At 71.7% G+C, this 22,931-nt stretch carries 19 protein-coding genes and 1 riboswitch; of the genes, 14 read left to right on the top strand and 5 right to left on the bottom strand.

All coding sequences use genetic code 11. The features are described from left to right. Positions 1 to 82: 82 nt before the first annotated feature. The 6 genes from ACGFZA_RS21800 (at position 83) to ACGFZA_RS21775 (ending at position 8,068) form a co-directional block, all read left to right on the top strand. Positions 83 to 2,995, top strand: a complete 2,913-nt coding sequence (locus ACGFZA_RS21800; RefSeq protein WP_393681194.1) for a DEAD/DEAH box helicase — start codon at positions 83 to 85, stop codon at positions 2,993 to 2,995. Beyond that, a complete protein-coding gene (locus ACGFZA_RS21795; protein ID WP_393681192.1) occupies positions 2,992 to 4,341 on the top strand; it encodes an SWF or SNF family helicase in 1,350 nt (449 codons plus the stop codon). The genes ACGFZA_RS21800 and ACGFZA_RS21795 overlap by 4 nt, the downstream gene beginning before the upstream one ends. A 144-nt stretch (positions 4,342 to 4,485) precedes the next feature. Next, on the top strand, positions 4,486 to 5,835 hold the full coding sequence (locus ACGFZA_RS21790; protein ID WP_385273751.1) for an esterase-like activity of phytase family protein: 1,350 nt from the start codon (positions 4,486 to 4,488) through the stop codon (positions 5,833 to 5,835). Between the two features lie 311 nt (positions 5,836 to 6,146). Beyond that, complete coding sequence (locus ACGFZA_RS21785) at positions 6,147 to 6,737, top strand: N-acetylmuramoyl-L-alanine amidase (RefSeq protein ID WP_385273754.1); 591 nt, start codon at positions 6,147 to 6,149, stop codon at positions 6,735 to 6,737. 107 nt (positions 6,738 to 6,844) lie between these two features. Beyond that, positions 6,845 to 6,989: riboswitch (SAM riboswitch) on the top strand. After that, a complete protein-coding gene (locus ACGFZA_RS21780; RefSeq protein ID WP_385273757.1) occupies positions 6,967 to 7,092 on the top strand; it encodes a putative leader peptide in 126 nt (41 codons plus the stop codon). (Overlaps the previous riboswitch by 23 nt.) 187 nt (positions 7,093 to 7,279) lie before the next feature. Then, on the top strand, positions 7,280 to 8,068 hold the full coding sequence (locus tag ACGFZA_RS21775) for a glutathione S-transferase C-terminal domain-containing protein (protein WP_385273760.1): 789 nt from the start codon (positions 7,280 to 7,282) through the stop codon (positions 8,066 to 8,068). A 10-nt stretch (positions 8,069 to 8,078) separates the two neighbouring features. Here the strand turns inward: ACGFZA_RS21775 and ACGFZA_RS21770 are convergent, their stop codons facing one another. Continuing rightward, positions 8,079 to 8,669 (bottom strand): helix-turn-helix domain-containing protein, encoded by a 591-nt coding sequence (locus tag ACGFZA_RS21770; protein WP_393681188.1) that lies wholly within the window; start codon positions 8,667 to 8,669, stop codon positions 8,079 to 8,081. A 181-nt stretch (positions 8,670 to 8,850) separates the two neighbouring features. Between ACGFZA_RS21770 and ACGFZA_RS21765 the strand changes: the two genes are divergently transcribed. Then, entirely contained in the window at positions 8,851 to 10,080 is a 1,230-nt protein-coding gene (locus tag ACGFZA_RS21765; protein ID WP_393681186.1) for a benzoate/H(+) symporter BenE family transporter, read from the top strand. Between the two features lie 95 nt (positions 10,081 to 10,175). Beyond that, positions 10,176 to 11,969 (top strand): ABC transporter ATP-binding protein, encoded by a 1,794-nt coding sequence (locus ACGFZA_RS21760; RefSeq protein WP_393681184.1) that lies wholly within the window; start codon positions 10,176 to 10,178, stop codon positions 11,967 to 11,969. Between the two features lie 83 nt (positions 11,970 to 12,052). Here the strand turns inward: ACGFZA_RS21760 and manD are convergent, their stop codons facing one another. The 4 genes from manD to ACGFZA_RS21740 all read right to left on the bottom strand — a co-directional run bounded on the left by manD (position 12,053) and on the right by ACGFZA_RS21740 (position 14,771). Next, positions 12,053 to 13,267, bottom strand: coding sequence for a D-mannonate dehydratase ManD (gene manD / locus ACGFZA_RS21755; protein ID WP_393681182.1), 1,215 nt, complete (start codon positions 13,265 to 13,267; stop codon positions 12,053 to 12,055). 146 nt (positions 13,268 to 13,413) lie between these two features. After that, a complete protein-coding gene (locus tag ACGFZA_RS21750; protein WP_385273775.1) occupies positions 13,414 to 13,629 on the bottom strand; it encodes a hypothetical protein in 216 nt (71 codons plus the stop codon). A 46-nt stretch (positions 13,630 to 13,675) separates the two neighbouring features. Then, positions 13,676 to 13,891 carry a hypothetical protein gene (locus ACGFZA_RS21745; RefSeq protein WP_385273778.1) on the bottom strand — a complete coding sequence of 72 codons (216 nt, stop codon included), beginning with the start codon at positions 13,889 to 13,891 and terminating at the stop codon, positions 13,676 to 13,678. 46 nt (positions 13,892 to 13,937) lie between these two features. Continuing rightward, complete coding sequence (locus ACGFZA_RS21740; protein ID WP_385273781.1) at positions 13,938 to 14,771, bottom strand: SDR family NAD(P)-dependent oxidoreductase; 834 nt, start codon at positions 14,769 to 14,771, stop codon at positions 13,938 to 13,940. Positions 14,772 to 14,896: 125 nt separating this feature from the next. On the opposite strand from ACGFZA_RS21740, the gene ACGFZA_RS21735 reads away from it, so the two are divergent. From ACGFZA_RS21735 to ACGFZA_RS21710, 6 genes are all read left to right on the top strand, one after another. Beyond that, positions 14,897 to 15,586, top strand: coding sequence for a TetR/AcrR family transcriptional regulator (locus ACGFZA_RS21735; protein ID WP_385273785.1), 690 nt, complete (start codon positions 14,897 to 14,899; stop codon positions 15,584 to 15,586). A 237-nt stretch (positions 15,587 to 15,823) separates the two neighbouring features. Then, the gene (locus ACGFZA_RS21730; protein WP_393681178.1) at positions 15,824 to 17,335 is read left to right on the top strand and encodes an aldehyde dehydrogenase family protein; all 1,512 of its coding nucleotides are present in this window, start codon (positions 15,824 to 15,826) and stop codon (positions 17,333 to 17,335) included. A 16-nt stretch (positions 17,336 to 17,351) separates the two neighbouring features. Further along, positions 17,352 to 18,890, top strand: a complete 1,539-nt coding sequence (locus ACGFZA_RS21725; protein ID WP_393681176.1) for a GMC family oxidoreductase — start codon at positions 17,352 to 17,354, stop codon at positions 18,888 to 18,890. After that, a complete protein-coding gene (locus ACGFZA_RS21720; protein WP_385273794.1) occupies positions 18,890 to 19,939 on the top strand; it encodes a glycine betaine/L-proline ABC transporter ATP-binding protein in 1,050 nt (349 codons plus the stop codon). Before ACGFZA_RS21725 ends, ACGFZA_RS21720 begins: the two co-directional genes overlap by 1 nt. A 61-nt stretch (positions 19,940 to 20,000) precedes the next feature. Beyond that, on the top strand, positions 20,001 to 21,959 hold the full coding sequence (locus ACGFZA_RS21715) for an ABC transporter permease subunit (protein WP_393681174.1): 1,959 nt from the start codon (positions 20,001 to 20,003) through the stop codon (positions 21,957 to 21,959). A 1-nt stretch (position 21,960) separates the two neighbouring features. Beyond that, entirely contained in the window at positions 21,961 to 22,926 is a 966-nt protein-coding gene (locus ACGFZA_RS21710; protein WP_385273800.1) for an ABC transporter substrate-binding protein, read from the top strand. The last annotated feature ends 5 nt before the right edge of the window (positions 22,927 to 22,931 follow it).

The raw sequence follows: 22,931 nt of genomic DNA, 5'->3' as shown, positions 1-22,931 counted from the left end.
CCGACGCTCCCCCTGGCGCTTTCGATGGAGTACCCTCGGCGACCTCGGCCCACTAGTCAAATTTGAGGACTCTGACATCGCTGTGCACCGCCTCCCCGCAGCAACGCTCTCCGAGATCTCCGCACTCGCCGGCTGTTCCGTGGTCTTCCTGCCCTCGGATCCTTCCCGGACCGGACGGGTCGCCTTCTGGTATCCGGACGGCAGCAGTCCGCCCGACGCCCCGGGAACCGTCGAGGAACTCACCGTCGCCGGCGCCGATGCCCTGCCCTGCGGGGTGCCGGCACGGATCCTCCCGATGCGGGACGCCCTTCCGGTGCTCACCCGCGCCCGGACCGCGGCACACGCCTCCGCGGCAGCCCTGTTCTGGGGCGCGGCAGCCCTGCTGGCCCTGCAGTTCACTGCCCGGGGGCTGTTGCTGCCCGGGCTGAGCGCCACGGATCACGACCAGTGGCGGGCCGGTCCGCTCACTGCGGACGACCGGGAACGGATCCGCACCCTTGCCGCTTCCATGCCTCCGACGGCGCAGGCGGTGCCGGTCGACGCCTTGGCCCAGCCCCTCCTCCTGCCCGAACCGGAGTGGCTGGTGAGGGAGTTCCTCGACGCGGTGGCGGACGGTCTGCCGCGCACACCCGGTGCCCCGTTCGCCGCGGGCGGCCCGGCGTTCGCCGCGGAGGCGCCGCAGCACCTGCCAGGCCGGCGTGCCTGGGTCGCCGATGTGGCCGCGGGGCACGACGCGGGGATCCGGCTCTCGCTGCGCGTGGAGGTGACGGGCCTCGACACGACCGGCGAGGTGTCGGCGGGGCAGCCGTCCGCCCCGGCCCCCGCCTTCCGGGTGGTTCCGCAGGTCCACGGCGTGAGCGATCCGACGCTGATCGCCGACGCCGCCGAGATCTGGGCGGGATCGGGCCCGGCGGCAGCGGTGTTCGGGCCGAAGGCCCGGATGGACACCCTCCTCATGCTGCGCCGGGCCGCCCGCGCCTGGCCGCCCCTGACACCGCTGCTGTCGGCCGCCGTACCGGACGCCGTGGAGCCGGCCGACGACGAGATCGCCGAACTGCTCGGACCCGCCTCACGCGCCCTCGCCGCCACCGGCGTCCAGGTGCACTGGCCCCGGGAACTGGCGCGCAAGCTGACGGCACGCGCGGTGATCGGCCCTTCGGGCGAGGCGGACGGCGAGGACGGGCCGGACGGAAGCCGGGGCCCCGCGCGCAACGCGTCGGACACCACCCCGCTGCTGTCCGCCGACTCCCTCCTGACGTTCAACTGGTGGTTCGCCCTCGGTGACCAGCAGCTCAGCCGCTCCGAGCTCGACCGGCTCGCCGAGGCGGGACGACCGCTGGTGCGGCTGCGCGACCAGTGGGTGCTGATCGATCCCGAAGAGGCGCGTCGCGCCCGGCAGACGCAGGACCGCAAGGTCACCCCCATCGACGCCCTGGGCGCCGTGCTGACGGGCTCCACGGAGGTCGAAGGCCACCGGGTCGGCGTCCGGGCGACCGGCTGGCTGGAACGGCTGCGGCAGCGGGTCGCGGATCCGGGGTCCCGGCCCGGCGACGAGCCGACGGTCGGTCAGCCGGCCGCGCTCACCGCGACCTTGCGGGACTACCAGCTCCGCGGTCTGAACTGGCTGCACACCATGACCTCGCTCGGGCTCGGCGGCTGCCTCGCCGACGACATGGGGCTCGGCAAGACCATCACGCTGATCGCCCTGCATCTGCACCGCCAGACCCTCGAAGGGGCCGCCGGGCCCACCCTCGCGGTCTGCCCGACGTCACTGATGGGCAACTGGCAGCGGGAGATCGAGAAGTTCGCCCCGGGCACCCCCGTCCGCCGCTTCCACGGCGGATCGCGCAGCCTGGAGGACCTGGCGGACGGCGAGTTCGTCCTCACCACCTACGGCACGATGCGGCTGGACGCGCCCCGGCTCGCGACCGTGCGGTGGGGCATGGTCGTCGCCGACGAGGCACAGCATGTGAAGAACCCGTACTCGGCAACGGCCAGGCAGTTGCGCACGATCGGCGCGCAGGCACGCGTCGCCCTCACCGGCACTCCCGTGGAGAACAACCTCTCCGAACTGTGGGCCATCCTCGACTGGACGACCCCCGGTCTGCTCGGCAGGCTCGGCACCTTCCGCACCAGGTACGCGCGTGCGGTGGAGGGCGGCGGCGATCCGGCGGCGGCCGAGCGTCTGGGCGCTCTGGTGCGGCCGTTCCTGCTGCGCCGGCGCAAGTCCGACCCGGGCATCGCCCCGGAGCTGCCGCCGAAGACGGAGACGGACCGCGCGGTGTCGCTGACGGCCGAACAGGCGGGTCTCTACGAGGCGGTGGTGAGGGAGACACTCGCGGCCATCTCCGAAGCCGACGGGATGGCGCGGCGTGGACTGGTCGTGAAACTGCTGACGGCGCTCAAGCAGATCTGCAACCATCCCGCGCAGTACCTCAAGGAGGAGGACCCGCAGGTCGCGGACCGTTCGGGCAAGGTGGAGCTGCTGGACGAGCTGCTCGACACGATTCTCGCGGAGGGCGCGGGCGTCCTCGTCTTCACCCAGTACGTGCAGATGGCCCGGCTGCTGGAGCGGCATCTGGCCGCGCGCGGGATCGCCACCCAGTTCCTGCACGGTGGGACGCCGGTGGCCCAGCGCGAGGCGATGGTCGGCCGGTTCCAGTCGGGTGGGGCGCCGGTCTTCCTGCTGTCGCTCAAGGCCGCCGGGACCGGGCTCAACCTCACCCGGGCCGGTCATGTGGTGCACTTCGACCGCTGGTGGAACCCCGCCGTCGAGGCGCAGGCCACGGACCGCGCGTACCGCATCGGGCAGACCCAGCCGGTACAGGTCCACCGGCTGATCGCCGAGGGCACGATCGAGGACCGCATCGCGGAGATGCTCGCCCGCAAACAAGGGCTCGCGGACGCCGTGCTCGGTTCGGGCGAGAGCGCCCTGACCGAGCTCAGCGACGCGGAACTGGCCGATCTGGTGGAGCTGCGAGGGGGCGCACGATGAGCGACGGGTACGAGCCGGACACGTTCGGCGGGGACGGGCAGGAGGAGCCGGTGCCCGGGCAGGAGCGCACCTTCGCCGCGCTGCCTCCCGCGCAGGGACGCGGCTTCGCGGAGTCCTGGTGGGGCCGGGCCTGGCTGAAGGCCCTGGAGGACACCGCGCTGGACGGCCAACAGCTCAAGAAGGGGCGCCGGTTCGCCCGCGAGGGCCGGGTCGGCGCGGTGTCCGTGCGGCCCGGCCGGATCACCGCGGTGGTCCGTGACCGGGAGGAGAGCGGATACCGCAGCGACGTGCTGCTCCAGGAGCTGACCGACGGGGAGTGGGACCGCTTCCTCGACATGGCCGTCGACCGGGCCGGGCACATCGCCGCGCTGCTCGACCGGGAGATGCCACCGCATCTGGTCGAGGACGCGGCGGCGGCCGGCGTGGACCTGCTGCCGGGCATCGGCGACCTCGACCCCGAGTGCGCCTGCGAGGCCTGGGACCACTGCCCGCACACCGCCGCTCTCTGCTATCAGGTGGCGCGGCTGCTGGACCAGGATCCGTTCGTCCTGCTCCTGATGCGGGGGCGCGGGGAACGGCGCCTGCTGGACGAGCTCCAGGTGCGGATCGCCGCCAGGGCCGCGGGTCACGCGCCGCCGGCCACCGCGGACGGTCCCGCCGAGGAGGCCGAGGACCGGGCCGTGCGCGGGGTTCCGGCGGCTGAGGCCTACACGGCCGCGGGTATCCTCCCGCCGCTGCCGCCGGTCCCGGCGCTTCCCGACGGGCCGGGTGCGGCTCCCTCGCTGGACACGGAGACCGATCCCGAACCGGGGGTGGATCCGACCGCCCTGGAGATGCTGGCGACGGACAGTGCGGCGCGCGCTCACCGGATGCTGGCGGAGGCGCTGTCGCCCGGTCACGGGCAGCAGCCGGTCCCTGCCGGGCTGACACCCGGGCAGGACGCGGTGCGGCTGGCGGCCGAAGCGCGGCCCGAACCGTGGATCGCGAACCGGCTGGCGACCGGATCGGGGCGGCAGCGCGCCGGTCTGCCGGCAGCCGTGCGCGCCTGGCAGTACGGCGGCACGGCAGCGCTCGCCGTGCTGGACGAGGAGTGGACGCCCGACGCCGACGCCCTGGCCCGGGCCAGAACGCGGCTCGCCGGAGCCTGGGAGGACGACGAGGCTCCCCGGCTGCGCGCCGAGCGCAACCGGTGGACCTCGGCGGACGGCACGGTTCAGTTGCGCTACGGGCGGGACGGCCGCTGGTATCCGTACCGCAAGGAGAGCGGCCGGTGGACTCCGGCGGGGCCGTCGGACGAGGATCCGGCGGCGGCCTGGGCGGACGCGACGGCCCCCGCCGACGTCTGACGGCGGGTCACCGGCGGCGGGCGGGCGCACATCGCCCCTGCCCGCCGCCGCGCGCTGCCCGGGAGTTCAACTCGATGTCACCGTTCGTTGAGGAGCGCGGCGGAACGTGACGGCCGTCAGATCTTTCGCTCCTCAGGAGGCTCCATGTCCGCGCGTGTCGTCCGTCGTTCCCTTGCCGTCGGGCTGCCACTCGCGCTGCTCGGCACGGTGTGTGCCACGGGCACCGCAACCGGCGCGCAGGACCGGCACCACCGCCCCGGGGGCGCGGCGCGGGTCACCGCGAGCGCCCTGCTCGGGGACGTCCCACTGGCCGGCTTCAGCAACGGAATGCTGCCGGGGACCGTCGACGACGACCGCGGTGTGAGGCTCGGCGGAATCGGCAGCGACATCTACCCGGCCGGCCGCAAGGGCGAGTTCTGGACCGTGACGGACCGCGGCCCGAACGGCCAGATCAAGGTCGACGGTGCCAAGCGGCGCACCTTCCCCGTCCCCGGCTTCGACCCGGCGATCGTCAAGGTACGGGTGAACGGCAAGCGCGTCGAGGTCCTGCGCTCCATCCCGCTGACCACCCGTACCGGCGCGCCCGTCACCGGTCTGTCGAACCAGGAGGGGCGGGACGAGGCCCCGTACTCCTACGATGCGAGCACTCCGCTCGCGTACAACCCGAACGGTCTGGACACGGAAGGCATCGTCCGCGCCCAGGACGGGACGTTCTGGCTGGTCGACGAGTACGGTCCGTCGCTGGTGCACGTGTCCGGCAACGGCCGGGTGCTGGCTCGTTACGTCCCCGAGGGCCTGAACCTCACGGGCGCGGACTACCCCGTCGTGGAGGCGCTGCCCGGAATTCTGCTCCACCGGAAGGTCAACCGCGGATTCGAGGGCCTGGCGCTGCTGCCGGGCGGCGATCTGGTGCTCGCCGTCCAGAGCCCGCTGTCGCTGCCCGACCAGGACGCGGGAGAGGCCTCGCGCAATGTGCGGTTGCTGCGGTTCTCCACGAAGAAGCGCGCGGTGACGGCGGAGTACGCCTACCGCTTCGACGCGGTGGACGTCGTGGACCCCGGTGAGGACGACACGTCCGAGCTGAAGATCTCCTCGGTCGTCGCGATCGGCGGCAACGATCTCCTGGTCGAGGAGCGCACCGACCGGGCGGCCCGGCTGCACCGGGTCACGCTCCCCCGTGGCGCGGGCATCCTGGGCTCCCGCTGGGACGTGCCATCGGCTGCGCCCTCGTACGAGGAACTGGTGGACCCGGCAGTCTCGGGCGTCCCGGTCCTGCGCAAGAGTCTCGTCGTCGACCTGGGCACGGTCCCGGGCGTGCCCGGAAAGATCGAGGGCGTGGCGGTGACCGGGCGGGACACGCTCGCCCTGATCAACGACAACGACTTCGGGATGACCGACGGGGCGGGCGCGTTCGACGCGGACGGCCGGCTGGTCGGCTCGGGCATCGGGACGTCCGTGACGCTCCTGAAGCTGCCGCGCCCGCTCACCCACTGACGGGCGGACGCTCCCGGGCCGCCGTGCGCCATCGCCCGGCGGTCCGGGCGCAGGACCCGTATCCTCCTCAACTCACTCCGCCTCAGCTCGATTTCGGGCTGACGCCGTCTTCCGCCACTCGCCCGGCGCCCGTACGGTGGGGCGCGCACTCCGCTCGGTCGTACATCGGACGTCACCTCCCGGTCACCGGACGCGAGGGAGTCACGGGATGCCGGGGATTCGGGTACCGGCATCCCGCGCGATGCCGCAGGGCTGCGTGAGGTCCGTTCCGGAGCGTCCCGCTGCCCCCTCCCCCACACTCAGGAGTACGCATGGACCGCAGAAGGATCCTTCAGGGCGCGGCGGCGACGGCTGCGGCGGCCCTGCTGCCCGCCTCCGTCCGCGCCACCGCGGCGACGGCCGGCACGACGGACTACCCGGCCGCCCACTGGGTTCCGGCTTCGACGTCCAACTACACCGTCTCGACGCGGCCTTCGGCATATCCGGTGCAGTACGTGATCATCCATGTCACCCAGGAGACCTTCTCGGACGCCGTGGCGATCTTCCAGAATCCGGCGAAACAGGTGTCCGCGCACTACGTGGTGCGCTCGGCGGACGGGTACATCGACCAGTGCGTGCGGGAGAAGGACATCGCCTGGCACGCGGGGAACTGGGACTACAACACCCGCAGCATCGGCATCGAGCACGAGGGCTATGTGGACCAGCCCTCGTACTTCACCGACGCCATGTACGAGAAGTCGGCGCTGCTGACCGCCTCGGTGTGCGACCGCTACGGCATCCCCAAGGACCGCGCGCACATCCTCGGCCATGTACAGGTCCCCGGCACGGATCACACGGATCCGGGTCCGCACTGGGACTGGGTCCGCTACATCCGTCTGGTCAACCTGCTGGGCGCGGGCTGAGCCGGGGCCCGGCCCGAGGGGAGTCCCGGCGCCCGGTGACCATCAGGCGAGACGGCTCGTCCCGCCTTCTTGACGGCGCCTCCGGGCGCACCGAAACTGACGTGGACGGTCACGATTGTCAGCGCTGCCCGGGCGGGATCTCCCGTTCGTGCGGTCATCGGCCCCGGCCCGCTGACAGGCAACCCTTCCACCGCGATGGGGTGCCCCGGGTGACGACCGGGTCCTGTTGGTGCGACAGGGCAAGCGCGGTCTCGCGTCTCGCGAGCCCCGATGGCGGGACCGGTGGGAATTGCCCAGGAACGGCTTGACGAGGCGCTTGCACATCGATCTCCTGCGCGTCTCCAGCGCTTACTAGTCCGCGCCCCGGACCCGTCCCGGTCCGGTCTGCCGGACTCCTCGTCCCGGCGTGATCGCACCGGGCCCCGACGGGTCCTCCCGGTCCGGACCGGTACGCAGGCGCACTCGTTCCGTATCCGGCCGCCGGTGCCCACAAGGCGGCGGTGGCTTCGTCGTTCCCCTCAGGGATCCCCATAGGGAGAGTCATGCCCGAGACAGCTTCGCGCGGTTCCAGTACAGGCAGCTCGCCGAAGTACGGCACCGCTTCGTCCGCCTCCGCTTCCCGCGCCGCAGGCCTGCGCCCCTCGTCGGGCGTTCCGTCCCCCCGCTTCCACAGCCGGATCGGCGTCGGCCTCGCCGGCGGCTTCTATCCGGCGCCGCACCGCTATGAACTGTTCCTGTCGGCGAGCTGTCCGCGTTCGCTGCGCATCTCCATCACACTCGGCCTCCTCGGCGTGAAGGACTCGGTCGCCACCACGCTCCTGACCCACCCGGCAGGGACCCCCGAGGGCTTCGCCTCGCTGCGCAGGGCGTACGAGGCCACGGTGCTCCACTACGACGGACCGCTGACGGCTCCCGCGCTGTGCGACCGCTGGAGCGGCCGCATCGTCAGCAACCACACGCCCGACATCCTCCGCGACCTCGCGGGGCTGCTGTCCGGGCACGACGAGGCGCGCCCTTCCGCACTCCACCCGCCGTCGCTCGCGGCGGACATCGAAAGCCTGCGCGATCTGCTGGAGCGGAACGTGACACCGTCCGCCGCGGCAGCGGAACGGACGGCGGCGCTCGACCTGATGGAGCGCCATCTCTCCTTGCAGCCGTATGCGTTGGGTGCGGAGCTGACGGCCGCCGACGTGGACCTGTGGGTAGCGCTCGTCCATCCGGGCACGGCCGGTTCCCTGTCCGCGTATCCGCGGCTCCAGGACTTCGTCCGCCGCCTCGGCGGTCATCCCGCCTTCCCGTGCGCGGACGACGTCGTGCCCGACGCGGCGTGAGCCCCGGCGCTCAGCCCGCGTCGCGAGCGGTTCTCCGGCCCGGAGCAGGCGCGGACTCCCCCGCCGAGGGATAGCGGACGAAGAGGATGCCCTGCACCTCACCGTCGGGCGCGCCGTAGACGTGCGGCTCGTCGGCCCGCCAGTGCGCGCAGGCCCCGGGGCCTGCCGTACGGGTGTCGTCCGGCGGGCCGACGACGGCCGTCCCGCTCAGCACCATGAGGCTCTCCCGCGTGCCCGGGACGTGTCCTTCCGATTCCTGTACGGCGCCCGCCGTGATGCTGATGCGGAACACGTCGGTGACCGCGGGACCGTCCTCGTGCCGCTCCAGAAGTACGGCGGTGACCGCGCTTCCCGAGACGCCGGGAAGCGCGGGACCGAAGCGGTCTGCCGGGAGCGGGTCGCTCAGTACGGCGCTGAGCGGAAGGCCGAGCGCGGTGGTGAGCGCGTACAGCGTCTCCAGGGTGGGATTGCGCGTGCCGCTCTCCAGCTCCGAGAGTGTGCCCTTGCCCACGCGGGAGCGCCGGGAGAGCTCCGACAGGGACAGGTCCCGCTCGCGCCGCAGCGCTCGCAGCCTGCGCCCCACGTCCTCGTTCAGCCCCATCGGCCGTGCACCCGCTCCACTGTCCTGGTTGACGGGCGTCGGCCCGCTTCTCTAGTGTTCCACATACAGAACGTTCCGTATACGGAACGCACCATCACCGGCCCGACCCGCCGTCCGCGGGCCGTCGGTCCGGCCGGGCACCGCACCCGGTCAGGCACAGCGCAGGGGAAGTGGCTCACTCATGTTCGCGATCACCCGCATACGCTCGATCGCGCCGCCTTCGGCCGTGGTCGCCGGACTGATCGCCGTCATGGTGGGCGTCACCAGTTCGGCGGCGCTGGTCTTCACCGCCGCGCAGGCGGCGGGGGCGGACTCGCGCGAGATCTCGTCCTGGATGCTGGCGCTCGGTGTCGGACTGGCCTGCACCTGCATCGGACTGTCGCTGCGCTACCGGGCGCCCGTCGTGACCGCGTGGTCGACGCCGGGAGCCGCGCTGCTGACCACCGGTCTGAGCGGGGTGTCGATGGCTCAGGCGGTCGGCGCGTTCGTCTTCTCGGCCCTGCTCATCCTCGTGAGCGGGGTGACGGGCTGGTTCAGCCGTCTGATGGGCCGGATCCCGGTGCCCCTGGCGGCCGCGCTGCTCGCCGGGGTGCTGCTGCGCTTCGGCACAGGGCTGTTCAGCACGATGGACGGCGGGTTCGCGGTCGCGTTCCCCATGTTCGTGCTCTATCTGCTGGGCCGGCGGCTGCTGCCCCGGTACGCGGTGCTGCTGGCGCTCGCCGCGGGCGTCGTGGCCACCGTGTTCACCGGCGGCTGGCAGCTGGGCAAGGTCCGACTCGCCCTGGCCACGCCGGTCTTCACCGCGCCGGAGTTCGACTGGAAGGTCCTCGTCAGCGTCGGCGCGCCCCTGTTCGTCGTCACGATGGCCTCCCAGAACCTGCCCGGCGTCGCCGTGATCCGCGGCGCCGGCTACGACGTGCCGGTCTCGCCGCTGATGACGTGGACCGGGGCGGCCAACGCCGCCCTGGCGCCCTTCGGGGCGTTCGGCCTCAACCTGGCAGCGATCACGGCCGCCATCTGCACGGGCGAGGAGGCGCACCCCGACCGGAACAAGCGCTACCTCGCCGCCGTGTGGGCCGGCGTCTTCTACCTCTGCGTCGGGCTGCTGGGCGCGACCGTGGCCTCACTCCTCACCGCGATGCCGCAGCAACTCGTCCTGGCCATCGCCGGGATCGGCCTGCTCGCCACCATCGAGGCCTCACTGTCCGCGGCCCTGGCCGACAAGGCGTCCAGGGAGGCGGCCGTGGTGACCTTCCTCGCGACCGCCTCGGGCGTGACGCTGCTGGGGATCGGATCCGCGTTCTGGGGTCTGCTGGCCGGCCTGGTGACCGGCGCGATCGCCTCGGTGGGCCGCCCGCGGCGCGAGGAGCCGCTGCCCGAACCGCTGCCGGGCGAAGTCCGCGTCCACTGACGCCTGTCGGGTACCGCTACCCGCCCCCGGCCCCTCGTGTCCCGTCCGTGGGACGGGGTTGCCCCGGACCGCGCGAGCGGGGTGGGATGGACACCATGCAGAAAGCGGTTTCCCCACCCTCCGCCGAATCCCTGGCGCCCTTCGATCACCTCGACCACCGCTACCGCGGCGAGAACCCGTTCCGCACCCTCGGCCACCTCTTCCGGCCCGACCGCGGGCGGCTGGCACTCGCCGCCGTCATCTTCGTCGTGAAGCACAGCCCCATCTGGCTGCTCCCCCTGATCACCGCCACGGTCCTGGACGTCGTCGTCCAGCACGGCCCCGAGTCCCGGCTCTGGAAGGCCACCGGCATCCTGTTGTTCATCCTCGTGATCAACTACCCGCTCCACCAGTGGTACGTACGCTGCCTCGGCGGCAGCATCCGGCGCATGGGCACGACCCTGCGCTCGGCGCTCTGCCGTCGTATGCAGCAACTGTCCATCGGCTATCACTCCCGGGTCAGTTCGAGCGTTCTGCAGGCCAAGGTGGTCCGCGACGTGGAGTCGGTGGAGCAGATGATGCAGCAGAGCGCCGACATGGGGCTCGGCGCCGTCGTGACGCTCGTCGGCGGGCTCGTCGTCATCGGCGTGCGCGTGCCCGCCTTCCTGCCCGTCTTCCTCATCGTGGTACCCGCCGCCGGCTTCCTCGTGATGAAACTGCGCGCCCGGCTGCGCAGTCACAACGAGTCCTTCCGGCGCGAGGTGGAACAGCTCTCCTCCCGCGTGGGCGAGATGACCACCCTCATCCCCATCACCCGCGCACACGGCCTGGAGCGCACCGCACTCGGCCGCGTCGACGGCTCCCTGCGCCAGGTCTTCGCGGCCGGTCTGCGGCTGGACGTGATCAACGGCCGCTTCGGATCGCTGGCCTGGGTCATCCTCAACACGCTGGGAGTGCTGTGCCTGACGGGGTCCGCTCTCGTCGCGTACCACGGCTGGATGCCCATCACCCCCGGCGACGTCGTGATGCTCAGCGCCTTCTTCACCGTCCTGACCGGCTCCGTCACCACACTGCTGGGCCTGGCACCCATCCTCACCAAGGGGCTGGAATCGGTGCGTTCGGCAGGTGAGGTGCTCCAGGCACCCGACCTCGAACACAACGCCGGCAAGGCGCAGGTCGACCATGTCACCGGCCGGATCGACTTCGAGGACGTCGGCTTCGCCTACGAGGACGCCGCCCCCGCCGTCGACGGGTTCACCCTCTCCGCGCGGCCGGGCGAGACCATCGCGCTGGTCGGCGCGTCGGGAGCGGGCAAGTCGACCGTCCTGAACCTCCTCATCGGCTTCATCCGGCCCACCTCGGGACGTATCCTGCTCGACGGCACCGACATGGCGGGCCTCGACCTGCGGAGCTACCGGCGGTTCCTGTCCGTGGTGCCCCAGGAGTCGATCCTCTTCGAGGGCAGCATCCGCGACAACGTGACGTACGGAATGGGAGACACCGACGAGGCCACCTTGATACGGGCGCTGGCGGACGCCAACGCGCTGGAGTTCGTCAAGAACCTGCCGCTCGGCCTGGACACGGTCGTCGGTGAACGGGGCGCACGCCTCTCGGGCGGTCAGAAGCAGCGCCTCGCCATCGCCCGCGCGCTGATCCGCGACCCCAGGGTGCTGGTGCTCGACGAGGCCACCTCCGCGCTGGACAACCGTTCCGAGGCCCTCGTGCAGGAGGCCCTCTCACGGCTCGTCCACGGCCGCACCGTCTTCGTCGTCGCCCACCGGCTCTCCACCATCCAGGGCGCCGACCGCATCGTGGCGATGGAGGGCGGCCGGATCGCGGAGGTGGGGACGCACGACGAACTGATCGGCCGGGAAGGGGTCTACGCGGGCCTTCAGCCTGCCTATCCGTAAGGTCATTCGCCGGGACCCCGCGAGCCCGGCACGATCCGGTCGAGAGGCCCCGGCGGCGGCGGCCGGACGGTGGCGCCCGCGGCTCACCAGTCGTGGACGCTGCCGTCCCGGAGGCGGTTGACCGGAAGGTAGGCCTGCGCGTAGGGATGCGCGGCCGCCGCCTCCTCGTCCAGCTCCACACCGATACCCGGCGCCTCACCGGGGTGCAGGTATCCCTCGGTGAAGGTGTACGCGTGCCGGAACACCTCCTCGGTCAGGGGGGTGTGGCCCGAGTACTCCTGAATGCCGAAGTTGTGGACGGCCAGGTCGAGATGGACCGCCGCGGCCATCCCGACCGGCGAGATGTCCTCCGGCCCGTGGACGGCGCTCTTCACCTGGTACTGGGCGGCGAAGTCGAAGAGCTTGCGCAGCGGCGTGACCCCGCCGAAGTGGGTGACCGCCGAACGTGCGTAGTCGATCAGCTGCTCGGTGATCAGCGTCTGGTAGTCGTGGACGGTGTTGAAGACCTCGCCCACGGCCAGCGGCGTGGTGGTGTGGCGCCGGACCAGACGGAGCGCCTCCTGGTTCTCGGCGGGAGTGCAGTCCTCCAGCCAGAACGGCCGGTACGGCTCCAGGTCCTTGCCGAGCCGCGCCGCCTGGACCGGGGTGAGCCGGTGATGGGCGTCGTGCAGCAACGGCAGCCCGGCCCCGAACTCCCCGCGCACCGCGTCGAAGACGGCGGGCGTGTGGCGCAGGTACGCGTCCGTGTCCCAGTCCTCCACCAGGGGCCGGGCCTGCTGGTGGGCGACCGTCGTACCGTCCTCGTCCTGGCTGTACACGCCGTACACGGCCTTCAGCCCGGGGATGCCGGTCTGGATGCGGACGGCGGGATAACCCTCGGCCAGCCTGGCCCGTACCGAGTCCAGCAGTTCGGGGATGTCCCGTCCGTTGGCGTGGCCGTAGGTGCCGATGCGGTCCCTGCTCGCGCCGCCCAGCAGCTGGTAGAGCGGGAGCCCGGCGGCCTTGGCCTTGATGTCCCACAGCGCCACGTCCACGGCGGCGATCGCGGCCATGGTCACCGGCCCGCGCCGCCAGTAGGCGCCGCGGTAGAGGTACTGCCAGGTGTCCTCGATCCTGTGCGGGTCGAGGCCGGTGAGCAGGGGCGCCACATGGTCGGTGAGATAGCTGACGACGGCCAGCTCCCGTCCGTTGAGGGTGGCGTCGCCGAGGCCGGTCAGACCGTCGTCGGTCGTCAGTTTCAAGGTGACGAAGTTGCGTCCTGGGCTGGTGACGACGACCTTCGCGTCGACGATCTTCATATGCGCTCCCTTTCGGAGACGGAAACGGGAAGCCTGGGGTCGACCAGGCGGTCCCGCCGGAGAAATTCACCGCTCGGGCTGAGCGGCTCGGGCACGGGAACGGGCTTCCTGCCGGTCGGAGCCCGGTCCGCAGGGGCTCCCGCCGCTCACGGGAAGCGGCGGAGCGGACTCCTCCCGGAGGATCGGCCCACGCGGGTTCGTCCCTCGATCAGGCGCGCCTGGTAGTCGCTCGCCCCTACCGCGGTGCTCGTCCCGCTCACCGCAGCCGGCTTCACCAGCCGATCGAGATCCGGGCAGAGGCGGCGCAGCCCGCCGGCGGTGGAGCGGAGGCGCGGTCCGGAGCCGATCAGTGCCGCCTTCATGACGATCAAGCTACCAAGCCCGTCTCACCATGAGCGGCGGAGGTACTCAGTCCCCGATGTAGCCCGTCTCCGGGTCCACCTGCTTCAGGAACCCCCGGGCGGCTTCCTCCAGTCCCGCCCGGTCCATGGCCGGGGCGCCGTGCACCGCCGCCGTGAATCCGTACCCGGGGTTCGGGCCGGATTCCCAGTCGAAGTCGTACACACCGGGACTGCCGGCGCGGCGGGTCACGATGAACCTCTCGCCGTCCACGTCCACCACCACGTGCCGCGCCTTTCGTCCGCACCGTTTCCGCACAGCCAACCACAGGTCAGCGCGGACCCGCGCCGAGGATCCGCTCGGTCAGCCTGTGCAGCCGGCGTGCGGCTCCCGGGTCGAAGTCCGGGGTGTCGACGGGGATGCGCCGGCCCTCGACGTAGGCGCTGAGGGGCTGGGCCGGCGGGGCGTCGATGACTCCGGCGATCGGGGGCAGGGCGGCCTCCACCGGCTTGGCGTGCCGCTGCATGGAGCGGATGTGGAGCAGCGTGGCCGCGTCGTACTCCCCCGAGAAGCCGGTGGCGGTGACGCCCGGGTGGATCAGTACGTAGCGGATGCCCGCGGGACCGTACTCCTCGGCCGATGCGACGCCCAGCAGGTCGTTGAGCTTGCCGCCCTGGGCGAGTGCGGTGGTGCCCCGGTAGCCACGGGTGAGCTGGAGGTCGTCCCAGCGTACGAGTCCCAGCCCGGATCCCGGTCCGGCCACGTTGACGACGACCGGGTGTGCGGCTGCCGCGAGGGGTGCGGCGAGTTCGCGGGTCAGCAGGCGCCGGCTCAGATAGAAGAGCGCGAAGTTCTCCTCGTACCCCTCGACCGTCTGCGTACGGACCGAGCGGTAGTGGCGGGCGCAGAGCACCAGGGCGTCGATCGCGGGGAACACGGTACGAATCTCGTTCGCGGCCCGGGACGTGTCGGAGAGCAGGCTGAGATCGGCCGTGACGAAGTGGGCGCGTGCCGCGGCGCCCGCCGCGTGCGCGGCATCGAGAAGGCGCCGGCCCTTGTCGGCGTTGCGGCCGATAACGACGACCGTGTCGCCCCGGCGGAGATACACCTCCGCGAGGGCCTTTCCGATGCCGTCCGTGCCCCCGGCGATGACGAGCGTCTTCACGTGCCGCCTCCTCACATTGCACCAGTGGGTGCATTTTATGGCACTCACTGGTTCAGTAGCAACGTCGCGTCCCCTCAACCGCACGCTTCGGTACGGTTGTTGGGACGTGCGGCTACGCTGGTGCGGTGAGCGGATCAAGGACTGCCGAGCCCTCCTCGCGAGGCCGTATCGACAAGCGCCGGGCGATCCTGAGCGCCGCGTTCACGGTGTTCGCACGGCGGGGGTACGCGCGGGCCTGCGTGGCGGAGATCGCCGAGGTCGCCGGGGTCGCCAAGCACACCGTGTACAACCATCTCGGGGACAAGGAGAGTCTGTTCCGCAGCGCGATGGAGACCGCGGCCGACGAGGTGGCGGCCCGGAACCTGGCCGTCGTCGAGGTGCTGGCCGTCGGCACGGACACGCCGCCCCGCACCGGCCCGCCCGCGGACGACCTGTCCGCACCGCTGGAAGACCTGGCGTACCGCCTGCTGTTGCGCTGCGGAGACGATCGGTCCACAGCGCTCCGGCGCCTGTTCCATGCCGAGATCGCCCGCTTCCCCGAGCTTCTGGACATCGTGCGGGGCCCGCGCGCGAACCGGGTCACCGAGGTGCTGGCCGACCGGCTGGCCCGGCTGGCACTGTCCGGCCGGCTGCGGCACTGCGACCCCGATGAGGCGGCCGAGCAGTTCCTGGCCCTGCTGACCGGGCCGTTCGAGAACCGCTCCCGCTACGGGACCCGCGCCGTGCCCGACACGGAGGTGCACGGGCTGGCCCGGTCCGCGGTCCGGACCTTCCTCGCCGCCTACGGGGTGTCAGCACCCCCTGGGGCTGGTTGAGCCCGGAGCATCGGCACCTGCCCCCCCCTCGCCTGAGTCGGACCCTCCGCGACCCGGTGAGGGACGCGCGTTCCATAAGAGCCCTCAGGCCCTCCCGGACCAGCCCCCGGCCGGCCGTCCGCGCCACAGTCCGTCGCCCTACGCGTGAGTAGGGTCACGTTCCGGCAGCCGTCACGCATGGCTCTCCCCTTCCGGGGCATACGGCCAGACCGCTGGGCATCACCCGGCGTCGAACCCATGGCCACCGAAAGGGCAGCACACGACGTGTCGGCACAACTCACCATCCAGGTAGCGGGAGAGTGGCGAGCGGCCGCCTCCGGCGCCACGCGCGAGATCCTCGACCCCGTCGACGCGACGGCCTTCGCCGTGGTGTCGGAGGGCGACGTCGTGGACGCGGACGCCGCGGTCGCCGCCGCCCGCGCCGCCTTCGACGCGGGGCCCTGGCCACGCACCCCCGTCGCCGAGCGCGCCGCACTGCTCAGGCGGGTGGCGGACTTTCTGGAGCGCGACCGGGAGCGACTCGGCGCACTGGAGTGCCGCGACGCGGGCAAGACCCTCGAAGAGGGCCGGGTCGACGTGGACTGCGTGCGCGACGCCTTCCGCTACTTCGCCGACCTCGTCATGAACGAGAGCGGCGGGCGGGTCGTCGATGCCGGGTCCGAGGACATCCACAGCATCGTGGTGCATGAGCCGGTGGGTGTCTGCGGGCTGATCACTCCGTGGAACTATCCACTGCTCCAGGCGAGTTGGAAGATCGCTCCGGCGCTCGCCGCAGGCAACACCTTCGTCGTCAAGCCCAGCGAGATCACCCCGCTCACCACCGTCGCCCTTCTCGCGCTGCTCGACGAGGCAGGGCTGCCGGCCGGTGCGGCGAACATCGTGACCGGTGCGGGCGCCACGGTCGGCGCCCGGCTGGCGGAACACCCCGACGTCGACCTGGTGTCCTTCACCGGTGGGCTTTCCAGCGGTACGAAGGTGATGCGGGCCGCCGCGGACTCGGTCAAGAAGGTCGCACTCGAACTCGGCGGCAAGAACCCCAACGTGGTGTTCGCCGACGCGTGCGCCACCGAGGACGGTTTCGACACCGCGGTCGACCAGGCACTGAACGCCGCGTTCATCCACAGCGGCCAGGTCTGCTCCGCCGGTTCCCGGCTGATCGTCGAGGAGTCGGTACGCGAGCGGTTCGTGAGCGAGCTCGCCCGGCGCGCCCAGCGGATCCGTATCGGTCGCGGCACGGCTGCCGGGGTCGAGTGCGGTCCGCTCGTCTCCGCTCAGCAGCTCGCCAGGACGGAGGAGTTCGTCGCCTCCGCGCTCAAGGAGGGCGCGGTGCTGCGGGCGGGCGGCGAGCGCCCCCAGGGGCCGGGCTACTTCTACCGGCCGACGGTCCTGGACCACTGCGACCGGTCCATGCGCGTCGTGCGCGAGGAGGTGTTCGGTCCGGTGCTGACCGTCGAGACCTTCCGTACGGAGGACGAGGCCGTGGCGCTCGCCAACGACACCGAGTACGGGCTGGCCGGCGGGGTGTGGACCGCGGACGCCGGCCGCGGACGCCGGGTCGCGGGCCGGCTGCGGCACGGCACGGTCTGGATCAACGACTTCCACCCCTACCTGCCGCAGGCGGAATGGGGCGGCTTCGGCAAGTCCGGCATCGGCCGGGAGCTGGGGCCGGCCGGCCTGGCGGAGTACCGCGAGCCCAAGCACGTCTACCAGAACCTCGCCCCGCGCCCGGTGCGCTGGTTCGCGGGCTGAACGGGGAGCAGAGGCGATGGAGAGCGATATGACCCTGTACGACTACGTGATCGTCGGCGGCGGAACCGCCGGATCGGTGATCGCGTCCCGGCTGACCGAGAACCCGGGCGTCAGCGTGGCCCTCATCGAGGGCGGGCCGAGCGACGTGGGACGCGACGACGTGCTGACCCTGCGCCGCTGGATGGGCCTGCTCGGCGGAGAGCTGGACTACGACTACCCCACCACCGAGCAGCCCCGCGGCAACTCGTCCATCCGCCACAGCAGGGCCCGGGTCCTCGGCGGGTGTTCGTCCCACAACACCCTGATCGCGTTCAAGCCGCTGCCGTCCGACTGGGACGAGTGGGCGGCCGCCGGTGCGGCCGGATGGGACGCGTCGTCGATGGACCCGTACTTCGGCCGGCTGCGCAACAACATCGTTCCCGTCGACGAGGCCGACCGGAACGCCATCGCACGCGACTTCGTCGACGCCGCGCAGTCCGCGCTCGGCCTGCCGCGCGTCGAGGGCTTCAACAAGGAGGCCTTCCGGGACGGTGTGGGGTTCTTCGACCTCGCCTACCACCCGGAGAACAACAAGCGCTCCTCGGCCTCGGTCGCGTATCTGCATCCCTTCCTCGACCGGCCGAACCTCCATATCGCCCTGGAGACATGGGCGTTCCGCCTGGAGTTCGACGGCACCCGGGCGACCGGAGTGCGCGTGCGGACCGCGGACGGCGAGGAGCGTGTCGTGCGGGCCCGGCGCGAAGTCGTGGTGTGCGCCGGCGCGGTGGACACGCCCCGGTTGCTGATGCACTCCGGGATCGGCCACCGCGCGGAGCTGGAGAAACTCGGCATTCCGGTGACGCACGACCTGCCGGGGGTCGGCGAGAACCTGCTCGACCACCCCGAGTCGGTCATCGTCTGGGAGACGCACGGGCCGATCCCGGAGAACTCCGCGATGGACAGCGACGCCGGGCTCTTCGTGCGCCGCGACCCGGACAGTCCGGGACCCGACCTGATGTTCCACTTCTACCAGATCCCGTTCACGGACAACCCCGAGCGGCTCGGCTACGAGCGCCCGCCGCACGGGGTGTCGATGACGCCGAACATCCCCAAGCCCCGCAGCCGCGGCCGGCTGTATCTGACGAGCCCCGACCCGGACGTCAAACCCGCCCTGGACTTCCGGTACTTCACCGACGCGGACGACTACGACGGACGCACGCTCGTCGACGGGATCAGGATCGCCCGCGAGATCGCCGTTCAGGCACCTCTGGCCGGCTGGCTGAAACGTGAGGTCTGCCCGGGCCCCGAGATCACCTCCGACGAGGACCTGAGCGAGTACGCGCGCAAGGTCGCGCACACCGTCTACCACCCGGCCGGAACGTGTCGCATGGGGGCACCCGACGACGCGCTCGCCGTGGTCGCACCCGATCTGCGGATCCGGGGACTCGACGGCATCCGGATAGCCGACGCGTCGGTCTTCCCGACCATGACGACGGTCAACCCGATGATCGGGGTCCTGATGGTCGGGGAGAAATGCGCGGATCTGCTCGGTGCCACCTATGGGGGTCATGCCTGATGAACACGCCACCGCACGTCTTCTCCGTACGCGATCTCTGGAAGGTGTTCGGGCCCAAGGCCGACCGCGTTCCCGGCGACACCGAACTCGGTGCGCTCGACGCCGCGGAGCTGCGCGCACGCACCGGTTGCACCGCTGCCGTGCGGGACGTCTCCTTCGATGTCCGCAAGGGCGAGGTGTTCGTCGTGATGGGTCTCTCCGGTTCGGGCAAGTCCACGCTCGTGCGCTGTCTCACCCGGCTCATCGAGCCGACGTCGGGCGGGATCACCATGGACGGCGAGGACGTGCTGTCGATGAACACCGGGCGTCTGCGCGAACTGCGTCGCCACCGGGCCTCCATGGTCTTCCAGCACTTCGGTCTGCTTCCGCACCGTTCGGTCCTCGACAACGTGGCCTACGGCCTGGAGATCCAGGGCATGGGCCGGACGGAGCGCCGCGAACGGGCGGCCGGGTTCATCGCCAAGGTCGGTCTCGACGGGCTGGAGAGCCGTCGCCCCGGGCAGCTTTCCGGCGGTCAGCAGCAACGGGTCGGGCTGGCGCGTGCGCTCGCCGTCGACCCCGAGGTGCTCCTGTTCGACGAGCCGTTCAGCGCGCTCGACCCGCTGATCCGCCGCGACATGCAGGAGGAGGTCGTACGGCTGCACCGCGAGGAGGGCCGCACGATGGTCTTCATCACCCATGACCTGAACGAGGCGCTGAAGCTCGGGGACCGCATCGCGCTGATGCGCGACGGCCGGATCGTGCAGCTCGGCACGCCGGAGGAGATCGTGGGCTCGCCCGCCGACGACTACGTCCGCGACTTCGTCCGGGACGTCCCGCGCGAACAGGTACTGACCGTACGCGCCGCCATGCGCCCCGCCGACAGCGCGGAGAGCGTCTCCGGGCCGGCGCTGGCCCCGGATGCCACCGTCTCCGAGGCGATCGAGGCGGTCGTCCGCACCGGGGAGACGGCACGTGTCGTCGAGGCCGGGCGCTGCCTGGGCGTGGTCGACCACGCGTGCCTGCTCGGCGTCGTGGCCGGGGTCCCGGCCGTGAAGGAGGCCGCGTGATGCGAACGGACAACGTCTCCGGGCCGCCGGGTCGCACGAACAGCATGTGCGGGTGGGCGATATGACAGCGACCGCGACCGCCGCACCGACCGCTCCTCTCGGCACGGCCGGGCCGACGGCCTCCCTCGCCCGGCACCGTACGACGCTCCTGCTGGCCGGGGCGGCCGCGCTGCTGGTGCTGGGCAGCGTCCTCGTCGGCCACGGGTCGTGGCCTGCGCGCCTCACCGTCGACCTCTCCGGACCGCTCGGGGACGTCAGCGACTGGATCATCGACAACCGCGACACGCATCCGCTGTTCCTCTACTTCTTCGGGCACCTCAGCAACGCCGTCGTGCTCTCGGTGCGCGGCGTCTATCTGGTCCTGCTCGCCGCAGGCTGGGCCGGTGTCACGGCGGCGGCCGGACTGATCGCCTGGCGGGTCGCGGGGCTCAGGCAGGCATTGACCTCTGTCGCCGCCTTCCTCGTCTGCGCCGCGCTCGGCATGTGGGTGCCCACCATGCAGACGCTGGCACTGATGGTCACAGCGGTCCTGGCATCGGTGGCGCTCGGTTCGGTCCTGGGCCTGGCCGCCGGACTGTCGGACCGTGTCTTCCGCATCCTGCGACCGGTGCTCGACACCATGCAGGTCATGCCGGCGTTCGCGTATCTGCTCCCGGTGGTCCTCGTGTTCGGCATCGGTGTCCCCGCCGCCGTCCTCGCGACCGTCGTCTACGCCGCGCCTCCGATGGCCCGGCTGACGGCTCTCGGGCTGCGCGATGCCGACGCGGGTGTGATGGAGGCGGCGGCCTCGCTCGGTGCCACCGGACGGCAGCGGCTCTTCTCCGCCCGCCTTCCGCTGGCGCGCAGGGAGCTGCTGCTCGGTCTCAACCAGACGATCATGATGGCTCTGTCGATGGCCGTGATCGCCTCAGTGATCGGCGCCGGAGGCCTCGGCGACCGCGTCTACCAGGCGCTGGCCTCCGTCGACGTGGGTGCCGCGCTCGCGGCCGGGATCCCGATCGTGCTGCTCGCCGTGGTGCTCGACCGGGTCACCGCCGCGGCAGGCCACCGCATCGGCGCGGCGCCGCGCGCCGGCTCCCCCCTGCTCGGCTGGACCGCGGCCGCCGCCGGCACCGTGGCGGCCGCCGTCGGGGCCCGTCTGCTCTCCGGGACGGGCTGGCCCGACGGCTGGACGGCAGACATCACCCGTCCGGTCAACACAGCCGTCGGCTGGATGACCGACCACCTGTACTCGGGTGTGCCCGTGATCGGGGGCACCGCCGACTGGGCCGCCCGCTTCACCACCTGGGTCCTGGACCCGGTGCGCGACGGACTGCAGTGGCTGCCCTGGTGGGCGGTGCTCCTGCTGATCGCGGTGCTCGCTCTGCTGATCGGCACCCTGCGCACCATGCTGACCGCCGTTCTCGCGATGGCCGCGATCGGTGTCCTGGACGTCTGGGACCCGGCGCTCGACACGCTGTCCCAGGTGCTGGCCGGCGTCACGGTGACGCTGGTGGCCGGTTTCGCCATCGGGATCGCCGCCTCCCGCAGCGCGCGCGTGGAACGGCTGCTGCGGCCGGTGCTGGACGTGTTCCAGACGATGCCGCAGTTCGTCTATCTCATCCCGGTCGTCGCCCTGTTCGGCGTCGGCCGCGCACCGGCGGTGGCCGCCGCCGTCGTCTACGCGCTCCCCGCCGTCGTGCGGATCACCACACAGGGCATGAACGGCGTCGATCCCGTCACCATGGAGTCGTCCCGCTCGCTCGGCGCGACGGGTCTCCAGCAACTGCTCAAGGTCCAGCTGCCGCTGGCCCGCCCCGCGCTGCTCCTCGCGGTGAACCAGGGCGTCGTCCTGGTCCTGGCCGTCGTGGTGATCGGGGGTCTGGTCGGCGGGGGTTCGCTCGGTTACGCCGCCGTGTTCGGCCTCGCGCAGGGCGATCTGGCGACCGGCCTGGTGGCCGGCGCCGCGATCGTCCTGCTCGGCCTGATGCTCGACCGGGTCACGCAGCCGACCCGGCGCCGTCCCGGAAAGGGGGCCTGACATGGCTCGTACGCGAACCCCTCTCGTCGCACTCGCCTCGGCCGCGGCCCTCGTGGCCGTGGCGGGCTGCGGTGCGGCGGACATGACGCGGCAGGCCTCGCCGTTCGCCAACGCACGGGGGGCGAAGACCGTGACCCTGTCCGTGCAGTCGTGGGTGGGTGCCCAGGCCAACGTCGCCGTGGCCCGCTACCTCCTCGAACACGAGCTGGGCTACCGGGTGGACACCGTACAGATCGACGAGGTGCCTGCCTGGGACGCGCTCAGCCAGGGCCGGGTGGACGCGATCCTGGAGGACTGGGGCCACCCGGACCAGGAGGCGCGGTACGTCCGGGACAAAAGGACGATCCGCGACGGCGGAGAGCTCGGCGTCACCGGCCACATCGGCTGGTTCGTCCCCACGTACTTCGCGAAGGCGCATCCCGACGTCACCGACTGGCGCAACCTCGACAAGTACGCCGACAGCTTCCGCACGGCGGAGAGCGGCGGCAAGGGCCAGCTGCTGGACGGCTCGCCGTCGTACGTCACCAACGACAAGGCGCTCGTGCAGAATCTCGGCCTGGACTACCAGGTCGTGTTCTCGGGGTCCGAGGCGGCGCAGATCACCCAGATCAAGCAGTTCGCCAAGGAGAAGAAGCCCTTCCTCTCCTACTGGTACAAGCCGCAGTGGCTGTTCGAGCAGGTACCGATGACGGAGGTGAAGCTGCCTGCCTACAAGGAAGGCTGTGACGCCGAACCGGCGAAGGTGGCGTGCGCCTATCCGCACACGCCGTTGAAGAAGTACCTCAACGCGCACTTCGCCGGCAGCGGCGGCAAGGCGGCCTCGTTCCTCAAGAAGTTCTCCTGGGGTACGGAGGACCAGAACGAGGTCGCCCTGATGATCGCCGATCAGAAGATGTCGCCCCAGGACGCGGCCGAGGAGTGGGTGCACGCGAACGAGAAGAAGTGGCGGGCCTGGATACCCGGATGACGGCC

It is taken from the genome of Streptomyces sp. NPDC048211 (assembly GCF_043202315.1).
GTDB lineage: Bacteria > Actinomycetota > Actinomycetes > Streptomycetales > Streptomycetaceae > Streptomyces.
Note: the sequence above shows the minus strand (reverse complement) of the source record. Positions and strands in the feature narration are given on the sequence as shown.